The 25,065-nt window shown below is 29.9% G+C and carries 18 protein-coding genes and 1 other annotated feature; of the genes, 5 read left to right on the top strand and 13 right to left on the bottom strand.

Going from position 1 to position 25,065, the window contains the following annotated elements; genetic code table 11:
• Positions 1-70 precede the first annotated feature (70 nt).
• A complete protein-coding gene (locus B5S50_RS11875) occupies positions 71-1,072 on the bottom strand; it encodes a CotS family spore coat protein (RefSeq protein WP_065078942.1) in 1,002 nt (333 codons plus the stop codon).
• A gap of 113 nt (positions 1,073-1,185) precedes the next feature.
• On the opposite strand from B5S50_RS11875, the gene B5S50_RS11870 reads away from it, so the two are divergent.
• Positions 1,186-2,310, top strand: coding sequence for a glycosyltransferase family 1 protein (locus B5S50_RS11870; RefSeq protein WP_065078941.1), 1,125 nt, complete (start codon positions 1,186-1,188; stop codon positions 2,308-2,310).
• Positions 2,311-2,419: 109 nt separating this feature from the next.
• Here the strand turns inward: B5S50_RS11870 and B5S50_RS11865 are convergent, their stop codons facing one another.
• The 4 genes from B5S50_RS11865 to B5S50_RS11850 are packed head-to-tail and all read right to left on the bottom strand — an operon-like array spanning position 2,420 to position 5,496.
• Positions 2,420-3,442, bottom strand: a complete 1,023-nt coding sequence (locus B5S50_RS11865; protein ID WP_065078940.1) for a CotS family spore coat protein — start codon at positions 3,440-3,442, stop codon at positions 2,420-2,422.
• Between the two features lie 20 nt (positions 3,443-3,462).
• On the bottom strand, positions 3,463-4,230 hold the full coding sequence (locus B5S50_RS11860) for a spore coat protein (RefSeq protein WP_217301903.1): 768 nt from the start codon (positions 4,228-4,230) through the stop codon (positions 3,463-3,465).
• Between the two features lie 37 nt (positions 4,231-4,267).
• On the bottom strand, positions 4,268-4,465 hold the full coding sequence (locus B5S50_RS11855; protein WP_065078938.1) for a hypothetical protein: 198 nt from the start codon (positions 4,463-4,465) through the stop codon (positions 4,268-4,270).
• Positions 4,466-4,488: 23 nt separating this feature from the next.
• On the bottom strand, positions 4,489-5,496 hold the full coding sequence (locus B5S50_RS11850) for a CotS family spore coat protein (RefSeq protein ID WP_217301902.1): 1,008 nt from the start codon (positions 5,494-5,496) through the stop codon (positions 4,489-4,491).
• Positions 5,497-5,683: 187 nt separating this feature from the next.
• Between B5S50_RS11850 and B5S50_RS11845 the strand changes: the two genes are divergently transcribed.
• The gene (locus B5S50_RS11845) at positions 5,684-6,802 is read left to right on the top strand and encodes a glycosyltransferase family 1 protein (protein WP_065078936.1); all 1,119 of its coding nucleotides are present in this window, start codon (positions 5,684-5,686) and stop codon (positions 6,800-6,802) included.
• A 326-nt stretch (positions 6,803-7,128) separates the two neighbouring features.
• Here B5S50_RS11845 and B5S50_RS11840 read toward each other — a convergent pair whose 3' ends face one another.
• The 3 genes from B5S50_RS11840 to larC form a co-directional block, all read right to left on the bottom strand.
• The gene (locus B5S50_RS11840) at positions 7,129-8,394 is read right to left on the bottom strand and encodes an ABC transporter substrate-binding protein (RefSeq protein WP_217301901.1); all 1,266 of its coding nucleotides are present in this window, start codon (positions 8,392-8,394) and stop codon (positions 7,129-7,131) included.
• Between the two features lie 139 nt (positions 8,395-8,533).
• Complete coding sequence (locus tag B5S50_RS11835) at positions 8,534-9,916, bottom strand: radical SAM protein (protein ID WP_065078934.1); 1,383 nt, start codon at positions 9,914-9,916, stop codon at positions 8,534-8,536.
• 322 nt (positions 9,917-10,238) lie between these two features.
• Positions 10,239-11,519, bottom strand: coding sequence for a nickel pincer cofactor biosynthesis protein LarC (gene larC / locus B5S50_RS11830; RefSeq protein ID WP_217303800.1), 1,281 nt, complete (start codon positions 11,517-11,519; stop codon positions 10,239-10,241).
• A gap of 108 nt (positions 11,520-11,627) precedes the next feature.
• On the opposite strand from larC, the gene B5S50_RS11825 reads away from it, so the two are divergent.
• Together B5S50_RS11825 and B5S50_RS11820 are read left to right on the top strand one after the other, a co-directional pair.
• Complete coding sequence (locus B5S50_RS11825; protein ID WP_217301900.1) at positions 11,628-12,242, top strand: DNA-3-methyladenine glycosylase; 615 nt, start codon at positions 11,628-11,630, stop codon at positions 12,240-12,242.
• A 20-nt stretch (positions 12,243-12,262) separates the two neighbouring features.
• Positions 12,263-12,514, top strand: coding sequence for a GIY-YIG nuclease family protein (locus B5S50_RS11820; RefSeq protein ID WP_065078931.1), 252 nt, complete (start codon positions 12,263-12,265; stop codon positions 12,512-12,514).
• A 73-nt stretch (positions 12,515-12,587) separates the two neighbouring features.
• Here the strand turns inward: B5S50_RS11820 and B5S50_RS11815 are convergent, their stop codons facing one another.
• The 5 genes from B5S50_RS11815 to ileS form a co-directional block, all read right to left on the bottom strand.
• A complete protein-coding gene (locus B5S50_RS11815) occupies positions 12,588-13,655 on the bottom strand; it encodes a mannose-1-phosphate guanylyltransferase (protein ID WP_065078930.1) in 1,068 nt (355 codons plus the stop codon).
• A 138-nt stretch (positions 13,656-13,793) separates the two neighbouring features.
• Positions 13,794-17,879: an AAA domain-containing protein gene (locus B5S50_RS11810; RefSeq protein ID WP_217301899.1), complete on the bottom strand. Its 4,086-nt coding sequence runs from the start codon at positions 17,877-17,879 to the stop codon at positions 13,794-13,796.
• Positions 17,880-18,100: 221 nt separating this feature from the next.
• Positions 18,101-18,709 (bottom strand): DedA family protein, encoded by a 609-nt coding sequence (locus B5S50_RS11805; protein WP_217301898.1) that lies wholly within the window; start codon positions 18,707-18,709, stop codon positions 18,101-18,103.
• A 106-nt stretch (positions 18,710-18,815) separates the two neighbouring features.
• Positions 18,816-19,814 (bottom strand): LacI family DNA-binding transcriptional regulator, encoded by a 999-nt coding sequence (locus B5S50_RS11800; protein WP_065078927.1) that lies wholly within the window; start codon positions 19,812-19,814, stop codon positions 18,816-18,818.
• A 157-nt stretch (positions 19,815-19,971) separates the two neighbouring features.
• A complete protein-coding gene (gene ileS / locus B5S50_RS11795) occupies positions 19,972-23,079 on the bottom strand; it encodes an isoleucine--tRNA ligase (protein WP_065078926.1) in 3,108 nt (1,035 codons plus the stop codon).
• A 106-nt stretch (positions 23,080-23,185) separates the two neighbouring features.
• Positions 23,186-23,420, bottom strand: a binding site (T-box leader).
• A 209-nt stretch (positions 23,421-23,629) separates the two neighbouring features.
• On the opposite strand from ileS, the gene B5S50_RS11790 reads away from it, so the two are divergent.
• A complete protein-coding gene (locus B5S50_RS11790; RefSeq protein ID WP_217301897.1) occupies positions 23,630-25,003 on the top strand; it encodes an ISNCY family transposase in 1,374 nt (457 codons plus the stop codon).
• Positions 25,004-25,065 lie beyond the last annotated feature (62 nt).

Raw genomic sequence — 25,065 nt, 5'->3', positions numbered from 1 at the left:
GCAAAAAATAAGGACTATACCGGATTTAATTTAAAATTCCAGGTATAGCTCCTAACCTTCTTTGATAATTTTACTTCTGGTTATATATTTTTTTAAATTTCTCAATAAAATCAATATATTTACCCTGCTCAGAAATTAATTCCTGAAGTTTATTATTATAAGTCTTTAAAGGCCAATTGACTTCATTATAGTAGTATCTATTAGCTAACCTCCAAAATCTTTGAGGAAATAGCAAAAAAGCAAATATTACCCTGTATTCTTCTTCTTTAATAGGACTAACTTCATTATATGAATTAATTATAAGCTCTGCATTAGCTATATCCCAGTTGGATCTTTTTAAAACCTTACCCATAAAGGACGAAATATCATAAGCCCTAACTTCCCTTTTACAATAGTCGAAGTCTATTACATTTACTCTATTATTATTATCAATTACTATATTGTGATAGGTAAAATCGTGATGACAAAAACCTTCTTCCTTTTCTGTAATATTACATAACTCATCATATTTAGAATCATTCAATACCTCTATGGCCTTTCTTCCAAAATCTTTATAAAACTGAACTTCTTTAGTGTAATTTAAGTCAAAATCTCCCTTGCTGCTTTTTTTTCTACCCATATCTCTCATTTTATCAAGAGCTTTAACCCTTTTTTCCATAAGGTGGTGCCACCTACCAAGATCTGTCTTTAATTTGCTGTTTTCCGGCGGCTCATATCCTTTGGAAGCTGCATGTAAATTTGCCAGGCACTTAGAGGCATTTATGACATCATCTCTATTTTTAAAATCACATTCCCTGCCGCTAATCCATTCGGAAAGAGTATATATATCTTCATTTACAAGTGCATATGGATTTCCATCTACATTATTGCAATACTTATCTACATATGGGAACCCATTTTTTATAAGATGCTCCTTTGCTCCATAAACAAACAGAAGTTTTTGAGTCCCATAGTTTACCTTTTTTAAGCACTTCATTCCTTTATCTGTTTTTAGAAGATATACTCCTTTGCTTGGTTTTATATTTTCAATTTTTACATCAAATTGTCTTTCTATTTCAAATTCTCGCATCATGTTAATCACCCCTATATATTTATATGAGGTCCTAAATTAATTTAGAAGAATATTAACATTTTGAGCTTTATTTTAATATAATGAAATATACTAATTTAGAGAGGAATAACTTTATGAAAATAGGCATTGATGGACGTGCCGCAAAATGGTATAGAGGTACTGGTATAGGTACTTATACTTACCAACTGCTAAATTGTTTAAATAATATTGATAATATAAATAATTATTTACTTTTCATGCCGGAGGGATTTAGAGACAATATAAATTTTAAAAAAAACTTTAGACTAGATACGCTCCCTCAAGACAATAATTACAACTTTTGGCAAGAAGTCAATGTACCGAATACAATAAAAGATACTAATATACAATTGTATCATGTTCCTCAAAATGGAGTTGGACTTCCCATTCATAAAAATTGTAAATTTGTCATAACACTTCACGATGTAATTCCCTATAGAATGCCTTCAACCGTAAGTGATAGATATCTCAAGGTTTTTTCAGATTATATACCTAAAGCAATACCCCAATGTGATGGGATTATTACGGTTTCAAATTTTTCTAAAAAAGATATCATGAAGGCCTTTGATTTCCCAGAAGACAAAATATATGTTACCCCTCTAGCCAGTGAAGAGATCTATAAACCCCTGGATAAAAGAATAAGCAAATATGTTGCTAAAAGATATTACTCTATAACTGGAGATTATATACTATACGTAGGTGGATTTAGCCCAAGGAAAAATATACTTGGACTTATAGAAAGCTTCAGTAAATTAGTGTCTTCATATAAAAGTCCTTTAAATCTAGTTATCGCCGGAAACAAGGGAATATCCTACAGCATATATAAAAATCGTGCTGAAGAATTAAATATATCAGACAAAGTTATATTCCCAGGTTTTATATCTATGGATCATCTTCCATATATATACAACGGGGCTGAATTATTTGTATATCCTTCTTTTTACGAAGGATTTGGTCTTCCTCCAATAGAGGCTATGGCCTGTGGTATACCCGTAATAGTATCAAATGCAACTTCCCTTCCTGAAGTAGTTGAAAATGGTGCTCTTCTCGTAGACCCTACAGACCAAACTAATTTATATGAATCCATGTTAACCGTACTTTCAGATAATGATCTTAGAAATAAATTAATATCCTCAGGTATGAAAAGAGCCTCTGAACTAAGTTGGGGGAAAACTACCCAAAATACCTTGGATGCATACAACAAAATTCTAAGAAAATAACCAATTTAAAATTGTAAGAAACCGCATATATCTTTGAAATACATAGATTCTAAGGATATATGCGGTTTCTTACATACTTTATTTATTTTTTTCTAAATATATTATTCACCTAATTTAGGATTTTATCTCTAAATTCCTGTAAAAATTCTTTTCTATCTTCTTTATATCTGGTTTTTCTCTTCAATCTATCTAAAAATACTTCTTCTTCCCACTCCTTACGCTTACTATAATAGTCTCTTGCTATAGTGTAAAAATCATTAGGGAAATCTAACATAGCATATAATACTTCAAGCTCTCTACGACTTAAAGTATTTTTATTGCAATAACTGTTTATTATAGAATTAGTTTTATCTATGTCAAAGGCAAAATTTTTAATAACTTTATTTATAAAGTTACAAAGATCATGAACTTTAAGATCTATGATAGCATAATCAAAATCTATAAAATACGCTTGATTTTCATTTATTAATATATTATGGTACGCTAAATCGTGATGGCATACTACTATTTTATCCTCTTCACTACATAATTTATAATAATGAGATTGTTGAAGTAATATTATGCTTTTTTCTATTTCCTCTATATAGTAATTCCAATTTTTAATAAATATTTCGTCAAACTCTGTCTTCTTATCATGAATATTCGCTATATTTTTAAAAAATTCCATTTCTTGAATTCTTCTCTTAAAAGCATCAATCAATTTCCCATTATTACTCTTGTTATATATACCTGTCTTAAATCCCTCAGAAGCAAGATGAAATTCGCCTAAGCCTTCTGCTGCAATATTCAGTTCTATAGGATTACTAAAGTTACATTCCGTTCCATTTACTGTATCCATTATACAGTACATATCTCCATCCCAAATAGTATATATTTCTCCTGCTTTATTTTTCACAAAATTTATTATTCTAGGGAATTTTGTTCTCACATAATTTAAAACATTATATATAAACTTCAGCTCATCTAAAGTATAATCTACTTTTTTTAACACTTTTTCTCCTTTGTCTGTAGAAATCATATATACACTTCTAACCGGTACAACATCATATACTTTTAAATCAAATCTATCAAAAAGCTTTGTACACAAATCATACTTGGTTAAATATTTTTTTTCACCATATCTGTCTACCAATTCTGCCTCCCCCTTACCATCTAAAATTTAATTAGACTCTCTCCATCTTCATCTATAGCTTTATTTAGTTTAAGTATATATTCTTTTTCCGTCCAATTTTTTGTACCATATATATATTTGCTGCAGCATTTCATAACCTCATAAGGATAAGAAATCATTGACAAAATAAACTGCACACTACCGTGTTTTAAATGTTCGTACTTACAAAATTCCATTATAATTTCATAAAAATTTTCACTTATGCCTTTTCTTTTTATCCTATTTAAAAAATATACTGCATCCATCTCTACCATGTTATAACAGCATCCTTCTATATCTATAACTTCTATATTTCCTTTTTTTCTCAGATTGTTAAAATATGTGTTTCTGAGACACATTTCCACCCTTTTCATGCTTCTAATTATTAAATCCGTATAACCATTTTTATCTATATTATTCATACAGCTTTCTGCTCTTATTAAATACTTTTTTCCTATTTGATTTAGTTTTTCCTGAAATATAGTTTTGTTTTGTAACTTCTCTATTCTATCTAGATATTTTTTCAATTTCTTCGTATAAACTTTATACTGTTCTACTTCTTTTCCTATATTGTTATATAGTCGTTTATTCATAATACCACTATATTTTAAAGTTCTTCTATGAAATTCACTAATTATAAACATCTGTTCTTTTATGTTATCCAGAGATATATTCTTGTACTTTATTGTATTATCAAATTCTTTTACTTTAAATATTTTTTTTGATTCTAAATAATTAACAAAGCATGATTCAACATCCTCAAAGTACACTTTTAAACCACCTCTTTGTTTTACCTGTGAGATTGCCCTATCTATGCATTTTTTTCATTTCCTTTAACATCTTTTTCCTCTTTTTTTCTAGTTTCATAACTTCCTTTTTTCTTTTATTCATTTTTTCTAGCTGCTTTACAGTCTTCTTTAAACTATCCACTTTACTTTCATAATATCCTAAATCCTTATTTTCAAATTCATCTATATTTTTATTATGAGATTTCTTATGTGACATTAGATGTTCCTCCTTTTAAAATCTTAATTACATTTGCTCTTCTTAAACTCATCTATGAATTCCAGTCTTTCTCTTGTGTCACCTAAAATTCTCCTTAACTTTTTAATAAACGCCTCTTCTCCCCAAGGCTGTTTTTCCCAATAATACTGTATTCCAAGCTGCCAATACCCTTGAGGGAACTCCATAAAAGCTGACATAATAGGTATATCCTCTGTTTTTACAACATTTATAGCATTATATGCATCAATTATAAAAGACGCATTATTCATATCCCATTTGCCGTTTTTCATCCTTCTTATAAGCAAACTAGACAGGTCATGAAGATGTGTATCTAATATACAGTAATCAAAATCTATAATGTTTATTTCTCCTTCAGTATCTATTAAAATATTATGATTGGCATAATCATGATGACAAAATCCATTACTTAAGATTTCTTGTTTCATTTCATCTAAATATCTGGTCTTTTTTAAATCTTCTATAGATTTTTCCGCAATATTTATTTCCTTTTCCATAGAATTTAGATACAATATATCAAATTCTTCCTTATGGTCTTTTTTTAATATTCTTTTTTTAAAATCTACTATTTCATTTTCTCTAGTTTTAAAAGTATCTATCCACTTAAACCATCCTATCCTAGGATTCATATTTTTTAGCACTTTAAAATTACAGCTTTTTTTATGAAGTTCTGCTAACTTAGAAGTTGCAACTAAAACATCCAATGGATTTTCAAAATTACACTGTCTAGAGTCAACCCATCTGCATAAATAGGCATAACCCCTTTCTATTTCTATATAATCTTTTCCCTGCTTAGTTTCAATTATTTCAGGTATGCTCTTAAAGTTTTTATTTTGGAGATGCTTTATGGCAGAAATTATAAATAAGAAATGTCCAAAATCGTAATTTATTACCTTTAAGCAATATTTATTGTATTTTGTATGAACCTTATATATACTTTTAACTTTTTCTATAAATTCAATATGGAGATCATAAGCATCTTCAACATATTTTTTTACTTCTAATATATCCAAAAGCCTTTTCCTCCAAAAATTACTATATATGTAGTATATGAATAAATATATCCGTGTGTGCTAAATTAAAATATCCACCTAATTATTCATCTGCAATTTGTATTCACCTTTTTATATTAGTATTAATATTATATAATATAACATTTTAACCATTTTAGAATTACTAGAATGTGGAGGTATAAAATCAATGAAAATTGCCATTGACGGAAGAGGAATCAATTGGTATAAAGGTACCGGTATAGGCACTTATACAGCTAAGATCTTAAAATATATGCTTAAAAATCATACAGAGAATTTTTATAATATATACTGGTCCGGGAGCAATTACGAAAAATTTTTATATGAAAATACTAAAATATTGATGAGCTCTAAAAAACACCATAGATTCTTTGAAGAATATTATTTTCCAGAAAATTTAAAAAAAGAAGCTGTAGATATATACCACATTCCCCAAAACGGTATTGGCATATCAAAAAATATAACCTGCAAAAAGGTAGTTACCATTCACGATTTAATACCATATATACTTCCTGAGACTGTAGGTAAAGGATATTTATCAAAATTTTTAAAAGAACTTCCTAATATTGTTGAACTGGCAGATGGAATAATAACTGTATCGAATTGTTCAAAAAAAGATATTCTGAAATTTTTTCCTATAGATGAAAATAAAATATTTGTAACTCCTTTAGCTGCAGATAAAAAATATAAACCTTTGGATAAAGATAAATGCCAATACAACATAAAAGATAAATATAACATAAAAAATTCCTTTATTCTCTATATAGGTGGTTTTAGCTCTAGGAAAAACGTATCTTCACTAATTACTGCTTTTTCTAAAATTCATAAAAATTTAGATAAGAATTATGATTTAGTTATTATAGGTTCCAATAAAGATGAATTATGTAAATTGAGAAACTTGAGTACAGATTTGAATATAGATAATAACATTAAGTTTACAGGATTTGTAGAAGAAAACATGCTTCCTACTTTTTATAATGCCTGTGACGTATTTATATATCCATCTTTATATGAAGGTTTTGGACTACCTCCTCTAGAAGCAATGAGCTGCGGTACCCCTGTAATAACCTCACGTATTTCATCTATTCCTGAAATAGTAGAAGATGGTGGTATACTTATAGATCCATTTGACTTAAAAAGCCTTATGTATTCCATGGAAGCATTACTTAACGATGAAAATATAAGAAATGAGTTGAGTACAAAAGCCTTAAAGCAATCCTCTAAATACTCTTGGGAAAAATCTTCTGAAAAAACTATTAAAGTTTATAAAAAAATTTTAGATATGTAAATACTCCCAAACTTTTTAATAAACAGGGTTCTTGGCATCAGATGGAGTTTTGACTCCACCTGATGCTTATTAACAGGATTCTTAGTGCTTTAGCACTTAGAAGGCGTTATCCTTTAGGGAAAATCGTTATCCAGGAACGTAGCTGCTCGCAACGTACACTTGGAGAAGTGGAAGTATTAGAGTAGGTAGTCATCGGATAAAATAAAACCTTTTAACTACTGACGCTCCTAGTTAAAAGGTTTTATTTATGTTAAAAAATCCCTATGATTAATCCCCTATATTCCTATTATACATCATTTTGCTAATTTTGTAAACGTTTCATATAATTATTTTAAAATTGTTTCTACCCCTTCTATTATAGATTTATAATTTTCATTTTTAATGTTTGTTTCATTTAAGACCCTTTTTATTTTTTCTCTTATATCAGGAAAATTTTTTGTATAATTTATACTAAATGATCCTTGTTCTACACTCCCAAAGAGATTCCATATTGTACTATCAAAATACGTTATGCTTTTATTTAAATCTACAAAATTATAAGCATCTGTGCTAACTGGAAATCTTCCATACTTATTTAATAAATCCATTTGAAGCTTTCCATCTGTAAGTGCAAATTTTACAAATTCCTCTGACAAATTTGATTCAGAAGTATTTTTATTTATAACTAAATTAATTCCACCTAAAGACACATCCCTATTACCTCCATCTTCAAAGGCAGGTAATTTCATTACTCCCCATTTACCTTTAGACTGTGGAAACTTGTTCATTAAAGTTACAGCATAAGTAGGATCTGCAATAAAGGATACTATCTTGTTTAGTTGTGCCTTGTTTATAACTTCATCTTTAGAAGGAATTTCTTGTATAAGCCCTTCTCCATAAAGGATCTTTGATATTTCAATAACTCTAGCCCACTTTTGCGATTTAAAGTCTAATTTCCCAGATTGGTTAAAATAAGATGTTCCCAATTGATTTGAGAGTAGTAGATAAATATCATTATTGTCTTCTGAAGAATTTGCAATAAATATCTTTCCAGTATCTTTACTTATTTTCCTTCCTACTTCTATATAATCGCTCCAGCTTTTAATTCTATTTATATCTATTCCTTCTTTAGCAAATATATCTTTTCTATATAGCAAGGCTTTAGGATAAGTGTCCCAAGGTAAAGCATAAACTTTCCCTTTTACAGTATCATTATAAATTTTATTGGCTAATAATTCATCTTTATATCCCTTTACCGAACCTGTCATCTCTAAAAATTTTTCTGAATTTTTAGTTATAATGTGCTTTATACTGCTATCATTTATTGTAGTTATGTCTGCTTCATACTGCGGTCCATTAAATATCGCTTCAACATTGTTATCTGTATCCTTTACTGTAATAACATTTATATTAACTTTCTTATGCAATTTTTCAAATGCCTCTGCTGCAAGTTCAAATTGAGGCCCATGCTCTACGTCCGTAACAATTTTAATATTTCCTTTAAGTACTCTTTCATTATTTTCGCTATTTTGTTTTTTATTACAAGAAACTACTATTAAACATAACATTACTGTCATTATTAAAAGTAATGTTATTCTTATACATCTTTTCATAAAAACTCTCCTATTGATTTCAATCTAATATGTATATTTTATAATAATACCAATTATCTTTCAACTTCAGTGATTAATCGCAAATTTCTTATTAAAATAAAATATCCAGAGAATAAATCTCTCTGGATATTTTAAAGGTTTAGCCTTTAGACATTTTATAATTTCCTTCAGAATTAAAGTCTTTTTCCCAAGCCTTTTCTGCATAAGGCTTGTATTCCTTTGATACTTTATCAAGTTGTTTTTGAAATTCTAGATCTTCAAGCATCATTCTTGCACCTTCATCTGTAGGCCTCGCACCTGTCTTTTTAGCAATTTCCCTAATTTCATTGGTATTGTCAATCATCATGCAAGGCAATAGCAAGTTCTTATTATATGGTTGTCTATTTCTTAATTCCTTAAAAAAATCTGACTTAAATACATCTACAAGTTTTTTGCCTTTTAAATTATCTACTGCAAAATGGGCAAATATACAAGGCTCTACTTCTTCCTTGGAATTTATGTGACAATAGTATTTTCCTGCAATACATCCTCCAACATAAGGTGCATCATTAAAAAAGTCAATAGTAAAATATGGCTTAGTATTTCTTATTTCTCTTATTTTTTCTCCTAAGCGTATTCTCTGCTCTGGAGTAAGCATCAAATTTACATCAGGTTCTTTACCTACAGGCATAAATAAGAAATACCACCCCATTTTTGCTCCCTTTTCAACAAGCATGTCTATAAATTCACTTGATGTAACTGTATCTATGTTATACCTACTGGTTGCAGTAGATACTCCAAATAAAACTCCTCGTTCCTTCAAAAGATCCATTGCATGCATAACTTTTTTAAATATACCTTTTCCTCTTCTTTTATCTGTCTCTTCTTCAAAACCCTCCACAGAAAACATAGGAATTACATTTCCCAGCTGTTTTATCTTATCTGCTAATTTCTCATCAAAAAGGGTGCCATTTGAAAATGGTGTAAATATACAATCATTATATTTCTTATATATGTCAAGCATATAGTCATTTATAAACGGTTCTCCACCAAGAATTATAAAATAATAAATTCCAAGTTTTCTAGCTTCACCAATAATTCTATCTACTTCCTCTTTGGGAATATCATCCTCTTTACTATAACTTGAAGCATAACATCCTGTACACCTTAAATTACATCTCATAGATGGACTCATCAATATTGTAAATGGTGTCTTTATACCTGTATCTTGAAAAAACTGCTCTCTTTTTGGCATTCCATACCAAACTGCATTTGAGAAAAAATTGGTAAAAAGTTTATCCATACACTTTTTATTAGAATTTTCAATAATGTCTATAACAAGTTTATGAATTGCTTGATTAGTTTCGTATAATTCCTGAACTCTTTCTACTCTAGCTAAATTCTCTTCGTCTTTTTTTACTGTTTTCTTAATCAAAGCAAACAGCTTATCAAGGCTTTCTTCTGGGTCTCTATTCAACAATTCTACACCGGCTTTAGCTAATGCATTCTTAGTTGCCTTTTCCAATATTCCAGTTACCTTCATCTGCCATTCCTCCTGATAAATAATAATATGAAAAATAAGTCTTTAAAAAATAGCCATTTCCTTCTCATTTATGGGAAAATACGCAATAATATAAAAAAATGAATTTCTATTAAACAATATGAATTATTTAAACCGTATACCATAATTATACCTTTTAGCAGTTATTTGTCAATAAAATAACATTAGATGCATTTATTAGCATAACAACATTTAATAAAATCTAAAATAATATTATATTAATTTTAGATGCAAATATTCAATAATTCCTGCTTAATATTACACAATTCATTTTATCCTGCAATTTTTCATCTAAAACACTTTTTCATTTAAATGTTTTAGACATAACCTCCCTATATATCTCATCTATACTTATTTTATTTTTTAAAGCAAGTTTTTTACAATCCTCATATTCAATTTTGCTTTTTATTTTTTTACCTTTGTAATAAGCATTTTTTACATTTACTTGCCCATACTTTGTAACTACCTTTGTAAAATCTCTATATAACATATTCCTTTCTATTTTATATTTTCTAAATCCCAAGGTAGTAGTTTCTGTTAAAACAATATCTCTAATCTCTTCTTCTGCTTCATCCTTATAAAGCACGCTCAATTTTACTGCCGGCCTTCCCTTCTTCATTATTATGGGCGTCAAGTACGCATCTAAAGCTCCTATTTGTAACAATTTATCTATTATATATTGATATTTTTCAGGATTCATATCATCTATGTTGCATTCTATAACCTGTGCTTCTTCTCTAATACATCCTAATTCATCTTTAGAGCTAGATTTATCCATGTTTCTTCTATCTAATATATATTCAGTTTTCTCATCTTTATTCCAATAACAATCCTTATGGCTATTCTTTTCATAAGATATAGGTTCTCCTATAAAAACCCTCAAAACATTTGGAATATCATCGTTATCCTTACTTCCTATTCCGTATCCTATTTTTGTTACTTTAAAATCCTTATCCGAAGTAAACTTTGGGCATAGATAAGATAAAATAGCTGCACCTGTTGGTGTAGTGGCTTCAAAATTTACTTTAGATTCTATAGGAACGTTCTTTAATATCTCTGCTGTAGCAGGTGCTGGCACAGGTAATATACCATGAGCGCATTTTACAAACCCACTACCAACTTCCACCTTAGAAGCCTCCACTTTATCTACATTCAAATAATCAAAACATATAGCAGCTCCAACAATGTCTACTATAGAATCTACTGCCCCAACTTCATGAAAGTGAACTTCATTTATAGGTTTACTGTGCACCTTTGCTTCAGCTTGCGCTACTTTTTTAAAAATTCCCTTACTCATTTTCTTAACCTTAGAACTTAAACTGCTTGAACTTATCATGTTTTCTATATATTCTAAGTTTCTATGTTGATGTGAACATACAGAATTATTTTTCAAAACTACGTCTACTTTAGTTCCTGATATGCCATTTTTTACATCTTTCTTAATATTAAGCTCATAACCATCTATATTAAGCTTTGATAATTCAAAAGTTAAATAGTCCTTATCTACTCCAGCATCTATTAAAGCCCCTAAATTCATATCCCCACTTATTCCAGAAAAGCAATCATAATAAAGTATTTTCATAATTTTAATCTCCCACTCCATAAAGGTTTTCTAGTTGAAAGTCCCTATAACATAATTATTAATCTTATATGATATAATAATATCATATAAGACTAAAGGAGGTTACATAATTTGTCTAATAAATTAGATAGAGATTTTTACGGAAGGGATACCTTATTAGTTGCAAAAAATCTCCTAGGTAAAGTATTAGTTCATGAAATAAATGGTAAAAAATTATCTGGAAAAATAGTAGAAACAGAAGCTTATAAGGGAATTATAGATAAAGCTGCTCATGCCTATGGAAATAGACGTACTAAACGAACAGAAGCCTTGTATGGTCCCTGTGGTTTTTCCTACGTATTTATGATATATGGCATGTACTATTGCTTCAATGTAGTAACTGAAAGTGAAGGTATTCCTGAAGGAGTCCTTATAAGAGCATTAGAACCTCTCACTTGTCTAGAAGACATGTCCTTGAACAGATATGAAAAAGAATACAACCTATTAAATAAACGTCAAATTAAGAATTTGACCAATGGCCCTGGAAAACTTTGCAAGGCACTTCTCATAGACAAAAGCCAAAATAGAAAAGATCTTTGTAAAAGTGACCTTTACATCCAAGGAAATAATATTGAAAATATCAGCATAAAAAGTTCTAAACGTATAGGCGTAGATTATGCTGAGGAAGCTTCACATTATCTCTGGCGATTTTATATAGAAAATAATCCTTACGTATCCGTAAAATAAACTATGAAAGAAATTATAAAATGAATTATGTATATATATTAGAATGTAGTGATGGAACACTTTATACAGGTTACACCAATGATTTAGACAAAAGAATATCCACTCATAACAAAGGAAAAGGTGCAAAATATACTAGGGGAAGACTTCCTGTAAAATTGATTTACTTTGAGGAATATGACTCAAAAAGTGAAGCTTTACGTAGAGAATTTACCATAAAGAAAATGACCCGTCAAAGTAAATTACATTTAATAAAAAACTGCCAGCAACTTTGATATTTTTACAAACTTACTGACATTATCTTTTAAATGGAAACTGCCTCTATATTCCGTAATTACAATTTCTTCATTAAATATATTTTTTTAAGTTACTTTTATTTTTTAAGATATTTACTAAATATTTTACCTCCTGATCTCTATTTTTGTCCATAATTAAAAGCACATCTTCAGAATCTATCACTATCAAATCCTTAACCCCAAATACTATTATAAGTTTATCACCTCCAAATACAGTACAACTTTCGCTAGACTCTATTACAGTATTCCCCTTTACATTATTACCCTTTACGTCCTTAAGAAACCTCCCTAACGCAGTAAAAGTACCTATGTCATCCCATAAAAATTCACATTTAATGACATAAGCTTTTCTGGTTTTTTGCATTATCCCAAAATCTACAGATATCCCATCTATACGTTTATATTGTTCCTGTATTACCTTCTCCTCCTGTTTTGTATCCAGGCTTTTATATATAAGAGCCATACACTTATACATTTTAGGAAGGTACTTCTGCATTTCTCTTAAAAAAACATCCACCCTCCATACAAACATACCACTGTTCCATAAATAGGTTCCTTTTAATATTAAATCTTTTGCAACTTCTATGTTGGGCTTTTCTAAAAATCTTTCTACTTTAAAAGCATTAACTCCTATATTTATTTTTTCGCCCATTTCAATATAACCATATCCTGTTTCAGGTCTTATGGGTTTAACTCCAATAGTTACAAGTCCTTTTTTCTTTTCTGCAATTTCCACCGCTTTATTTATGGTGTCTATAAATAATTTTTCACTTTCTATATAATGATCTGAAGGCAAAATTATCATAGTAGCTAGAGGATCCTTTTTTAACAATTTCACCGCTGAAAATCCTATACAGGTGGCTGTTTCTTTATTTTCTGGTTCTGCAAATATATTATTTCTACTTATATCTGGAAGTTCTGCTTGAACTCTATCTATATATTCCTCATTAGTAACCACATATATATTATTTGTATCAACTAAAGGCTTGATTCTATCTACAGTATTTCTTAAAAAACTCTTATTATTTACAATTTTTAAAAATTGTTTTGGATTTTTAGCTCTAGATAATGGAAATAATCTTGTTCCTTTACCTCCTGCAAGAATTAGTGCATACAACAATAAATTCACTCCAAATAATACTTGCTATGTTTTATACTATGTATAAATTATCGTAATTGTGAAATACTGTTTAAAATATTATTATCATTGCAAGGCTAAAAGTATAGTGCCCTAAAAATATTTTTAAGGCACTATATTTTATACAGCTTGAAGATTTTTATTCTGAATTTCTTCTAACTTGTACTGTTCAATACCTATATTATTTAGTTTATTCCACAGTTTTTCCATAACCCTTTCAGGATTATAATAAAATTCACCTTCTTTTATCTTATAAAATATCCAACCCAATCTTTCTAAGTCTAATTGTGTTTCCATAATTTTCTTAGAGCTGTAATTTTTCTGAGACAACTCACTATCACATATAATTGCAACCCTATTCCTCATATCCTCCACAACAAAGTCTATTTTGTACTTACCTATTTTTACCTCAGGCACAATTTTATATCCCTTGTTTTTTATAATGCCATACACGTCTTTTTGAAATCTAGATTGAAATGCATATTCCATACTTTTATTTTTAACACTATACTTATTATAATTTAGGAAGTAATTTAAGAGAGAATAACGCACACATTCCTCATTTAAATCTTCTAAGTCTATTGAATGGAATAGCCACATCTGATTTCTAGCTCTACTTGCAGCTACATTAAATCTCCTCATGTCATTTTCTTTAGTAAGTGGAGCAAATTTTACATCCTTTGAAATAACCATAGATAAAAACATTATATCCCGTTCATCACCCTGGAAGGAGTAAGCATCTCCACATATGAGCTTTCTACTTATCATCTCTTCTACCCCTATTTTTTCTCTAAGCATATTTTCTATAAGATGACCTTGCGGTTCCCCAAGTAAAGATATAACGCCCATAGACATATTAGAATATCTTTTATCCCTACAGCAGGAAACGACCTTGTCTACTAAGCATTCAGCTTCCTTAACATTTATAGGCTTAGATGCATCTCTAACTCCTCCATTTACTTTAACAGTGTTTATTGCTGGATAAAATTTTTCATATATTTTAGGATATCTAAGAGGTATTATTTCACCTGAGTAGCTTAAATCATTACTGAAATTTATTATTTCCGGTACGCATCTGAAATGCTCCTTCAACATTAATCTGCTTGGAAATACCCTAAGTGCTGTATCATACAAACTAACTTGGAGATCAAACCATTCTTTTTGAGGTATATTTCCCAAATACTTGTCTATTAAATCATGCACCACATTCTGATCAATACCTATAGTTTCTGGGCTTATTTGTTTGTCATCCCCTACTATAACTGCTCTCTTAGCCCTCATAAGTGCACACAATGAGAATATATCGCTCTGACTACTCTCATCAAATATTATTACATCAAACATATTTTTAGATAACTTTATGTTTTCAATAACCCTATTTAAAGGCATAATCCATACAGGTATAACTTTTTTACATTTTTCCATTTCTTTTTGAGCTATCTTCCTATACTGAGGCACCATCTTACCTCTGCCTTTTCCAATTCTTTTTACTGCCTGAGCCCAAGAAAATAAGCTTCTCTTTTCACTTTCCTTAGTTTTAATTATCTGATTATACCAGGTCTTCCTTGATACTATGTCTTTTATAAGCACCTTCTCTCTATTTTTTTCATTTTCTATAAGATCACCTATGTTATCGTCATCGAAATCATACGTGCTCTGCAATAAGCTATTCCATTTAGCCCATTTCCATGCTTGTCCCCAACTGTTGAACTTTTCCTTATCATAAGACCAATTATCCAATATATTTATGCAAGTTTTGGGGCATACTTTTTTCATTTTTCCTATTAACTCGTCTATTTTAAGTGATTTATTTTTTACACATTTAATTTCTTCAAATTCACTTAATATCTTCTTAACTTCATCTATATTCAAATCGTCCACAGCTTTATAGAGGTCTCTCAACTTTTCCGTAGTTTTTATCAACTTTTTCAATATCTCTATATATGCTTTGTCTTCATTATATTTATTCATATTCTTTATAAAATTTACACATTTAATTAAATAATCATAGGTTTCTTTCTTATGCCAATCAATATTTTGCGGAACTGATATTTTTCCAAGAGCCCTTAAAATTTCTCTTTTATACTCCATATCCCAATTTATTATAACATCCAAGTAGTCTAAATTTTGTTCAATAGCAATAAACTCACTTTCCCTTAAATTAGAGTTTATTGTCTCTCCACCGTAATCTTCCATTACATTGTTCCACATAGTTTTTAATGCAGTAAAAATCCTCTCTTGTTGGGTATAGAGTTTAACTATTAAGGCTTGATCCGTATTTTTTAATAATTCTCCATTTACCTTACAATATTCCAGTATATATTTACATTCAGGATGAAAAATCATAAATATTTTTCCTACTTTTCCTTTTTCATTAAATACATCAAATAAAATATCAAAGTCCTCTATAAATTTATTTTTGCTTACATTTTCAGGAATTTCTATTTTGCAATTTCTAATCTGATTATTAATTCTACTCAAGCTCAACATATATTCACTGCTTTTACACAACAAGTCTCTAAATGTTTGCTTTGATATCTTACTATTGTGATAATCCTGAAATACATTCCACCATATATTTTTTTCCTGAAGTTTGGTGATTTTACTTTTGCATATATTTGCAAGCTCTAGAACTTTTTCATAGTTACATTTATTATCATTAGGTATATGCCACCCTTCTACAGTTTTAATATAATTTTCATATTGACCATTTAATTTTTTATACTCTGAAATTTTATTACATATTTCATTGAAGTCAGGTAATTTATTTATTATGTTTTTCATGCTATCAAACTTACACTTTTTATCCTTATCTAAATCCCCTAAGAGATATATTAACAAGTTGAATTCCTTATCTGATAGCGGCATTACTTGATCAATTTTTATTCTATCTTTCATCCAACAATATTTGTCTTTATTGTCTTTGACCCACTTTGCTATATATACAATGTCATACTCCTTTCCCTCATAATTTATATTTCTATTTTCCCCCTCTCGAATCTTTTTTAATTTTTCATACAGAAGCTCCTCATTTCTCCTGCAGAAGCTTAATTCTTTTTCCAAACTTTTAACTTCTTCATCCATAATTTCAGGATCCATAGAGAGGTTGTCCGTTATTTTTCTTACAGCTTTGTTAAGGTCATTTAAAGAATTGATATCGTTTCCCAAAACGCTTATACATAGTGGTCTTATTTCTTCAGGTATTTTTTCTGTCAGTACTTTAAGTGCCCTACTTGTCTGACTAGTCACAAGTATCCTTTTGCCATTTGCCAGTAAGTGGCATATTAAATTCACTATAGTATGACTTTTTCCTGTTCCTGGTGGTCCTTGTACAACTACTCCATAATTTTCACATATTTTTTTTACTATACTTTTTTGTTCTGAATTTGCAGGAAGAGGGAATAACAAATTATCCGACACATCCTTCCATTCGCTTTTGTCAACTCCACTGTAATCTGACCCATCTTCATCCACTAAAGCTTTAATAGTCTCAGGTATTTCATATCCATTATCTATTTCATCAATTATATTAGCTATTTCAACCTGCCATAACTTCATACTATTCTTTCTTACCAATATAACGGAGGAATTGTAAATCACAGGGAACTGCTCGAAATCAATTTTCTTTTTTGAAAACTTACTCTGACTCAACTTACCCTTAACGTCTATGTTGGAAATTAGATTTAAAAATACTGACTTAATTTTTTCTATATTTCTTGGATCTAAATTCACACGACTTACTTCATCTGCAAGGGAAATAATATCAGACATATTACATTCTTTCAGTCCTTCAAAAAGTGAAGTTTCTAGCCTAGTCTTACCTGAAGGTATTAATATAAATGAACCCTTTGCCTTATTAAATTCTATCTTCATTCTAGTAGCCAAAACAGGGTGAAGTATTTTTTCCTTATCTATATTCCATACAATTAAACCATGTCCAAAAACTATTTCAAAATTCTCTCCATTTTTTTCATTTTCCTGGTATAGATTAAAAAACTCCTGATACAGCTTTCCACACTTTTTGTTCACCTCAATCCAATTTTCACTGGTAACAGTTTTTCCAACAATACATCCAGCCATATGGGAAAATTCTTCTTCCCAGTACAACTTATCATAATCATAAACATTTCTTACGGATTTTTCATTTAGTTTTTTTAATCTTAGCAAATAAGAAAATATCTCTTTTATCTTTTCCCTGTATTCCATAATCCCCCTCCTAATAGTGGTTAACTAATTAATCTATTTACTTTTATGTTAAATTATACCATCATAAGGGAAATACTTCAAAAAAATCGTTAAACAAAATTCAAATATATGTGACGGCATTTTTTTCAATGATTTTATGTACCTCATGAAATACAAATTTCAGCCAAAAAAATTCAGTGAAATATATTTTCACTGAATTTTTTTTATTTCTTAAATTGCATCTAAGAGTTTTTCCTATTTATTTTTTTATACACTAACTTATACAATATAAATAAAACTATAAAGACAACTAATGCTATATCTGCAAAATGAAACCATTGTCTTATAATCGTCCATTTTTCTCCCATTTTATAACCTGCGTATCCTAAAATAATACTCCATATAGAAGATCCAAGTAAAGTGTAAATTATAAATTTTTTAACTTCCATTTTACTTATCCCTGCAGGAAGAGAAATAAAAGTTCTGATTATAGGTAATAGTCGAGAAAAAAACACTATTTTTTCTCCATATTTGCTAAAATAATAATCGCTTTTTTCAATATGGGACCTAGATAATCTGAGTTTTTTTGCATATTTTTCAACTAAAGGTCTTCCACCTATTTTTCCAATATAATATGCAGCTAAAGAGCCTACTGTACCTCCTAATGTACCAACTATTATAACAAGAGGTAAACTTAGTCTTCCCGTATAACTTAGGTATCCTCCAAATGGCAGTATAGCTTCACTTGGAATAGGTATACAGGCGCTCTCAAGGGCCATAGCTGCAAACGTGCCTATATATCCCGTTTTATCTAAGACAAAAATAACTATTTCAATTATTTTTTCTACCATTATGTTTCCCTTTCCCTATAATATATATTTTTTGATTATAATTATATATTATCATGTAATACTTTTGTATTAACTTTTTATAAATAAATTTTTGTCCTAAATAAAATTACTTTTTACAGGAATCCCTCTCAATCAATTTATGTGACAATACATAGTTCTTTTTTTCGAATTCTTGTTTATTTATTAATTTTATGAGCATCCTCATGCCAACAGATCCCATGTCGTAAGTAGGTTGTGCTACAGTTGTTAACTTAGGATAAAATATGGAGGCAGAATATATATTGCCAAATCCCATTACATCCACATCTTCAGGCACCCTAATATTATTATCTCTAAGTGCATTTATAGCACCCATAGCCACCTCATCACTGGTACAAAATACTGAATCTACTTTAGTTTTACTGAGTATTTCACTCATTCCCTTATAACCATCTTTTGCTTTAACATTTCCAAAATAAACCTTACTTTTGTCTAATTCAAGGTTATTTTCCTCAAGAGCCTTTCTGTACCCCTTGTACCTTACAGCACTAGCATTTGCCATATCTGTATTTTCGCCTATGTAAGCTATATTCTTATTGCCATTTTTTATCAAATAAGTTACACCTTCATATGCAGCTTTTTCATTGTCAATAGTTACGCTAGGTATACTTTCTTTTTCATTTGTAGTTTCTACTAAAACCATTGGAAGCTGAAGTTGTTTTATGAGATCCAATATTTTTGGTTCTAAGGAATTACTCATATATAAAACCCCATCTACCATCTTCTCTTTCAGAACCTTTAAATATTCCATTTCTTTTTCTATATCTAAATCAGTATTGCATAACATTATATTATAATCATATATATTTGCTACATCTTCAGCTCCTCTTACAATTTCAGGATAAAACTGATTAGATATATCCGGGATTATTATCCCTATAGTTCTTGTTCTTTGAGTTTTAAGACTTCTTGCTACTATATTGGGCCTATAACCTAGTTTTTCAATAGCTACTAAAACCTTTTTTTTAGTTTCTTCATTTACAACGTCTACATCATTAAGTACTCTAGACACTGTAGCTATTGAAACCCCTGCCTCTCTAGCAACGTCTTTAATTGATGCTGCCACCTTATCACCTACCAATTACTTTTTTTATAATTATACTTATAAACCTAACTTATTACAAGCTAATTTACAATATTTAATATATCCAATTAAAACTAATCACTAATTTTAAAATAAATATCTATTTAAAATTAGTGATTATCATATTTTACTAACTGCTCTATTTATTTACTACTTCCATTGCAATATTTAGTTTTTCTCCATTAATGTTACAATTATTATATTTTCTATTGGCATTATAAATAACATCCATAGAAAGAGTTTCCTTTTTTATTCTTTCATCAAATTTTTTCACTATAGCTTCAAGTTTTTCATTACCTGAAACATATAGATTTATCTTATCTGCAACTTCGAAACCACTTTCTTTTCTCATATTTTGAACTTTACTTAAAATTTCTCTCAAATTTCCTTCTTCTCTAAGTTCTTCTGTAATTGTAGTTTCTAAAACAATTCCTGTACTTCCTTCTCCTGCAAAGGCAAATCCCTCTAAGCCTTCCATTGTAATAAGTAAGTTCTCTGAATTTAGCTCTATTTCTGATTCTGCTATATTTATTTTTACAGTTTCCTTGTCATTTATCTTTTGTGCCAATTCCATTTGATTCATGGATGATATTTCATTCTTTATTTTTGGTATTAATTTACCATACTTTTTACCTAGCACAGGTAAATTTGGTTTTATACTAAAGTTAACATACTTTGATAAATCTGCATTGAAAACTATCTTTTTAATATTTAATTCATCTCTTATTATATCTCCATAATATTCAGGAAGAGTATTTACGCTTATAAGCATTTCTGAAAGAGGCTGCCTATTTTTTATATTAGCACTATTTCTAGCACTTCTTCCAAGTTTAACTATCTTATAAGCTTCTTCCATATCCTCTTCAAGCTTAGCATCTACTACATTTGAATCGTACTCCGGCCACTTACACAAATGTAAGCTTTCTACTGCATCCTTATCAAGATTTACAACAAGATTTTGATAAATTTCTTCTGTTATAAATGGTACAAATGGTGCAGCTACCAGACATAAAGTATTTAATACTTTATATAAAGTTAAATATGCTCCTATTTTATCATCCGTTAACTTTTGGCTCCAGAATCTTGACCTATTTCTTCTTACATACCAGTTTGAAAGTTCATCTACAAAGTTTCCTATATTCTGAGCAGCTTGAGTAATTCTATAATTATCTAAGTGATCTTCAGTTTGCTTTATAAGAGAATTCAACTTGGAGATTATCCACTTATCCATTACATTTTCGCTTACAAAATCTTTATAGTCCATAGGGTTAAAATTATCTAAATCTGCATAAAGCACATAAAAAGAATATACATTCCATAGGGTACCTAGGAATTTTCTCTGACTATCCTGTACTGCTTCTTCATAAAATCTAGATGGAAGCCAAGGTGCACTTTCAGTATAGAAATACCATCTAGCTGCATCTGCTCCTTCATTTTCCAAAATAGTAGAAGGACTTAAAACATTTCCTTTATGCTTTGACATTTTTAGTCCATGTTTATCCAAAACGTGTCCTAGAACCACACAGTTTTCAAATGGGCTTCTATCAAACAATACAGTAGATATAGCCATAAGCGTATAGAACCATCCTCTAGTCTGGTCTACTGCCTCAGATATAAATTGTGCAGGGAAATTTTTCTCAAAAACTTCTTTATTCTCAAAAGGATAATGATGCTGTGCAAAAGGCATTGAACCTGAATCAAACCAGCAATCAATTACTTCTGATACTCTCTTCATTTCTTTTCCACAATGAGGACACTTTAATTTAACTCTATCTATATAAGGTTTATGAAGCTCTATATCATCTGGTACATTTATTCCTTTTTCCTTCAATTCTTCAATACTTCCTATGCACTCTCTATGACCACATTCACATTCCCATATTGGAAGAGGTGTCCCCCAATATCTTTCTCTGCTAAGTCCCCAATCTATTACTCCTTCAACAAAGTTTCCAAACCTACCAGTTCTTATATTATCAGGATACCAATTTGTGTCGTTAGTATTTTTAACTAGTTTATCTCTCATTTGAGACATTCTTATAAACCAAGTGTCTCTTGGATAATATAAAAGTGGAGTATCACATCTCCAGCAGAATGGATAGGAGTGAGTAAACTTTTCTGCCTTATAAAGTATTCCTTTTTCTTTTAAATATTCTATTATTTTAGGATCAGCATCTTTTACGAAAAGACCTTTCCATGGAGTAACTTCTTCTTTATATCTTCCTTGAGTATCTACAGAATTTGTCATAGGAATATTATATTTTTTCCCTGTAATACTATCATCTTCACCAAAAGCAGGAGCTGTATGAACTATTCCAGTACCTTCTGTTAATGTTACATAATCTGCATGAACAACATAATGTGCTTTTCCTTCAAAGGATGCGAAATTGAAGATTGGTTCATAATCAAGTCCAACTAATTCTTCTCCTTTGAATTTCCTTAAGACTTCATATTCTCCCTCTAGCTTTTCTAACATAGCTTCTGCTAATATTAAATGTTGTTCTTGATTAAGAACTTCTACATAATCATAGCTTTTATTTACAGCTAATGCCATATTATTAGGAAGTGTCCAAGGTGTAGTTGTCCATGCTATCATGTATTTATCTTGGTCCTTAATTTTAAATTTAACGTATACTGATGTCTCTTTTACATCTTTATATCCTTGAGAAACTTCATGTGAAGAAAGTGCGGTTCCGCATCTAGGACAATATGGCACTATTTTATGACCTTTATATAAAAGATCTTTTTCCCATATTTTTTTGAGTGCCCACCATTCTGATTCTATGTAATCATTGTGATATGTTACATATGGATTATCCATGTCTACCCAAAATCCTAACCTGTCAGACATTTCTTTCCATTGGCTTACATAAGTAAATACACTATTCTTACATTTTTTTATAAAATCTTCTACACCGTATTTTTCAATTTGTGGTTTTCCAGAAATTCCAAGACTTTTTTCAACTTCTAGTTCAACAGGAAGTCCATGTGTATCCCAACCTGCTTTTCTCAATACTTTATATCCTTTCATAACCTTATATCTTGGTATGAGGTCTTTCATAACTCTAGTTAGAACGTGTCCTATATGAGGTTTCCCATTTGCAGTTGGAGGTCCATCGTAAAAAGTGAAGTATTCACCATCCTCATTTTCTTTAAAACTTTTTTCAACTACTTTTTTATCTTCCCATAATTTTAAAACATCCTTTTCCATCTGTACAAAACTTTTATCACTATCAATTTTTTTATACATGGATTTAACCCCTTTCTATTCTCATTGTTAAGTTTTTACTATTTTTCAATGTTTATACACCACATAATTTTTAAACTAAAAAATACACAATAAAAAAACTTCATCCAAATAGGACGAAGTTTAACTCGCTGTACCACCTATGGGTAATAAATTTAAGTACTACCATACTCTATTCTGTAACGTAGAATTACGTAAGAATTTACTAAAGCAATTATAAAAATACTGTTCAATTCTTCAACTCCCAGGTGATTTTCTTTAAGCTTTTCTATGGGTTTTCAGCACTTCCCCACTCTCTGTAAATAAAAACAAACTTAAATACTTTTCCTGTTCAATGTTTTTCAATTACTACCTGTATAATTTCCTTTTATTATATTATATGAATTTTCTATTGTCAATTTTTTTAGACAATTTTTTTTGTATTATATGATTGAATTGTGATAATGTCTTAGTATACCGCATTTGATTATGTCCCAAATAAATAAGTTTATAGTATAATAAATCCTCATGACTAAGAAGTGAGGTGGACAAAATCAGAAAGGTAGTTTTAACAATGAATGAGAATGCAAAGTATAATATAATCAAAAAATTAGTAGAGAGTAATGGTAACAAGCAAAGAGCTGCTGTACAGATTAATTGTACTGTTAGACACATTAACAGAATGATTAAAGGGTATAAGGAGCAGGGAAAAGCCTTTTTTATACATGGGAATCGCGGTAGAAAGCCTGTCCATGCTTTAGATAATTCTATAAAACAGACTATTGTTGACTTATATCGAACAAAATATGAAGGCACCAATTTAACTCATTTTTCAGAACTCTTAGAAGAATTTGAAGGAATCAAAGTTTCATCAAACACTATAAGTTCCATCCTTTTGAAGGAATTCATCCTGTCCCCTAAGGCAAAACGTTCTTCTAAGAAGGCTCTACACACTAAACTTAAAGATATGCAAAAATCTACAAAGTCAAAAAAGCAAGCTAGCGTTATTCAAAGTTCTATTCTTGCTATCGAAGATACCCATCCTAGGCGTCCCAGATGTGCCTACTTTGGAGAAATGCTTCAGATGGATGCTTCTCTTCATCCTTGGTTTGGTGGAGAAAAAAGTCAGCTCCATATAGCTGTAGATGATGCCACAGGTGATATTGTAGGTGCTTATTTCGATACCCAGGAAACCCTAAATGGCTATTACCATGTACTTGAGCAAATACTGAAAACCTACGGTATTCCTTATATGTTTTACACCGATAGGCGTACAGTTTTTGAGTATAACAAGAAAAAATCCCCTTCTATTGAAGAGGACACTTTTACTCAATTCGGTTATGCCTGCAAGCAGCTAGGAATCCAGATTAAAACAAGCAGTGTTCCCCAAGCCAAGGGACGCGTGGAACGAATGTTCCAAACACTGCAATCAAGACTCCCGATCGAATTGCGTTTAGCTGGTATAAGCACAATTGGGCAGGCAAATGAATTTTTAAACTCCTACATAAAAAAATTCAATGCTCAATTTGCTTTACCTGTTGATAATATCAAATCTGTATTCGAAGTGCAACCTGATATTGAAAAAATTAACTTAATTCTTGGTGTACTTGCTAGTAGGAAAGTAGACAATGGGAGTTGTGTAAAATACAATAAAGGATATTATCTTCCAGTAGATGCTAATGGTCACCCAGTATATTACCATAAGGGTACCTGCGGTGTAGTAATAAAGGCATTTAACAATGACCTATATTTTTGTGTAAACGAAAAAGTTTATGCACTTGAATTGCTTCCAGAACATGTTCCTTCATCAAAAAATTTTGATCTTGCAAAGACTTCAAAAGCTCCAAAGAAACACTACATACCACCGATGAGTCATCCATGGAAGCAGGCTTCATTTGAACATTATTGCACTAAACAGGCTCATAGACAAAAAGAAAACATAGCTTAAAGAACTAAAAACCCTTTTACTTAAAAATTTTTAAGTTGAGAGATGTGTTTGCTATACCTAAA

The sequence above is a fragment of the Clostridium sp. 001 genome (genome assembly GCF_019056555.1).
Taxonomy (GTDB): Bacteria; Bacillota; Clostridia; order Clostridiales; family Clostridiaceae; genus Clostridium_B; species Clostridium_B ragsdalei.
Note: the sequence above shows the minus strand (reverse complement) of the source record. Positions and strands in the feature narration are given on the sequence as shown.

Coding starts and splice junctions, on each gene's coding strand:
- B5S50_RS11875 (WP_065078942.1), bottom strand. CDS start 1,072: ATGATGCGAGAATTTGAAATAGAAAGACAATTTGATGTAAAAATTGAA.
- B5S50_RS11870 (WP_065078941.1), top strand. CDS start 1,186: ATGAAAATAGGCATTGATGGACGTGCCGCAAAATGGTATAGAGGTACT.
- B5S50_RS11855 (WP_065078938.1), bottom strand. CDS start 4,465: ATGTCACATAAGAAATCTCATAATAAAAATATAGATGAATTTGAAAAT.
- B5S50_RS11845 (WP_065078936.1), top strand. CDS start 5,684: ATGAAAATTGCCATTGACGGAAGAGGAATCAATTGGTATAAAGGTACC.
- B5S50_RS11840 (WP_217301901.1), bottom strand. CDS start 8,394: ATGAAAAGATGTATAAGAATAACATTACTTTTAATAATGACAGTAATG.
- B5S50_RS11835 (WP_065078934.1), bottom strand. CDS start 9,916: ATGAAGGTAACTGGAATATTGGAAAAGGCAACTAAGAATGCATTAGCT.
- B5S50_RS11820 (WP_065078931.1), top strand. CDS start 12,263: ATGAATTATGTATATATATTAGAATGTAGTGATGGAACACTTTATACA.
- B5S50_RS11810 (WP_217301899.1), bottom strand. CDS start 17,879: ATGGAATACAGGGAAAAGATAAAAGAGATATTTTCTTATTTGCTAAGA.
- B5S50_RS11805 (WP_217301898.1), bottom strand. CDS start 18,709: ATGGTAGAAAAAATAATTGAAATAGTTATTTTTGTCTTAGATAAAACG.
- ileS (WP_065078926.1), bottom strand. CDS start 23,079: ATGTATAAAAAAATTGATAGTGATAAAAGTTTTGTACAGATGGAAAAG.
- B5S50_RS11790 (WP_217301897.1), top strand. CDS start 23,630: ATGAATGAGAATGCAAAGTATAATATAATCAAAAAATTAGTAGAGAGT.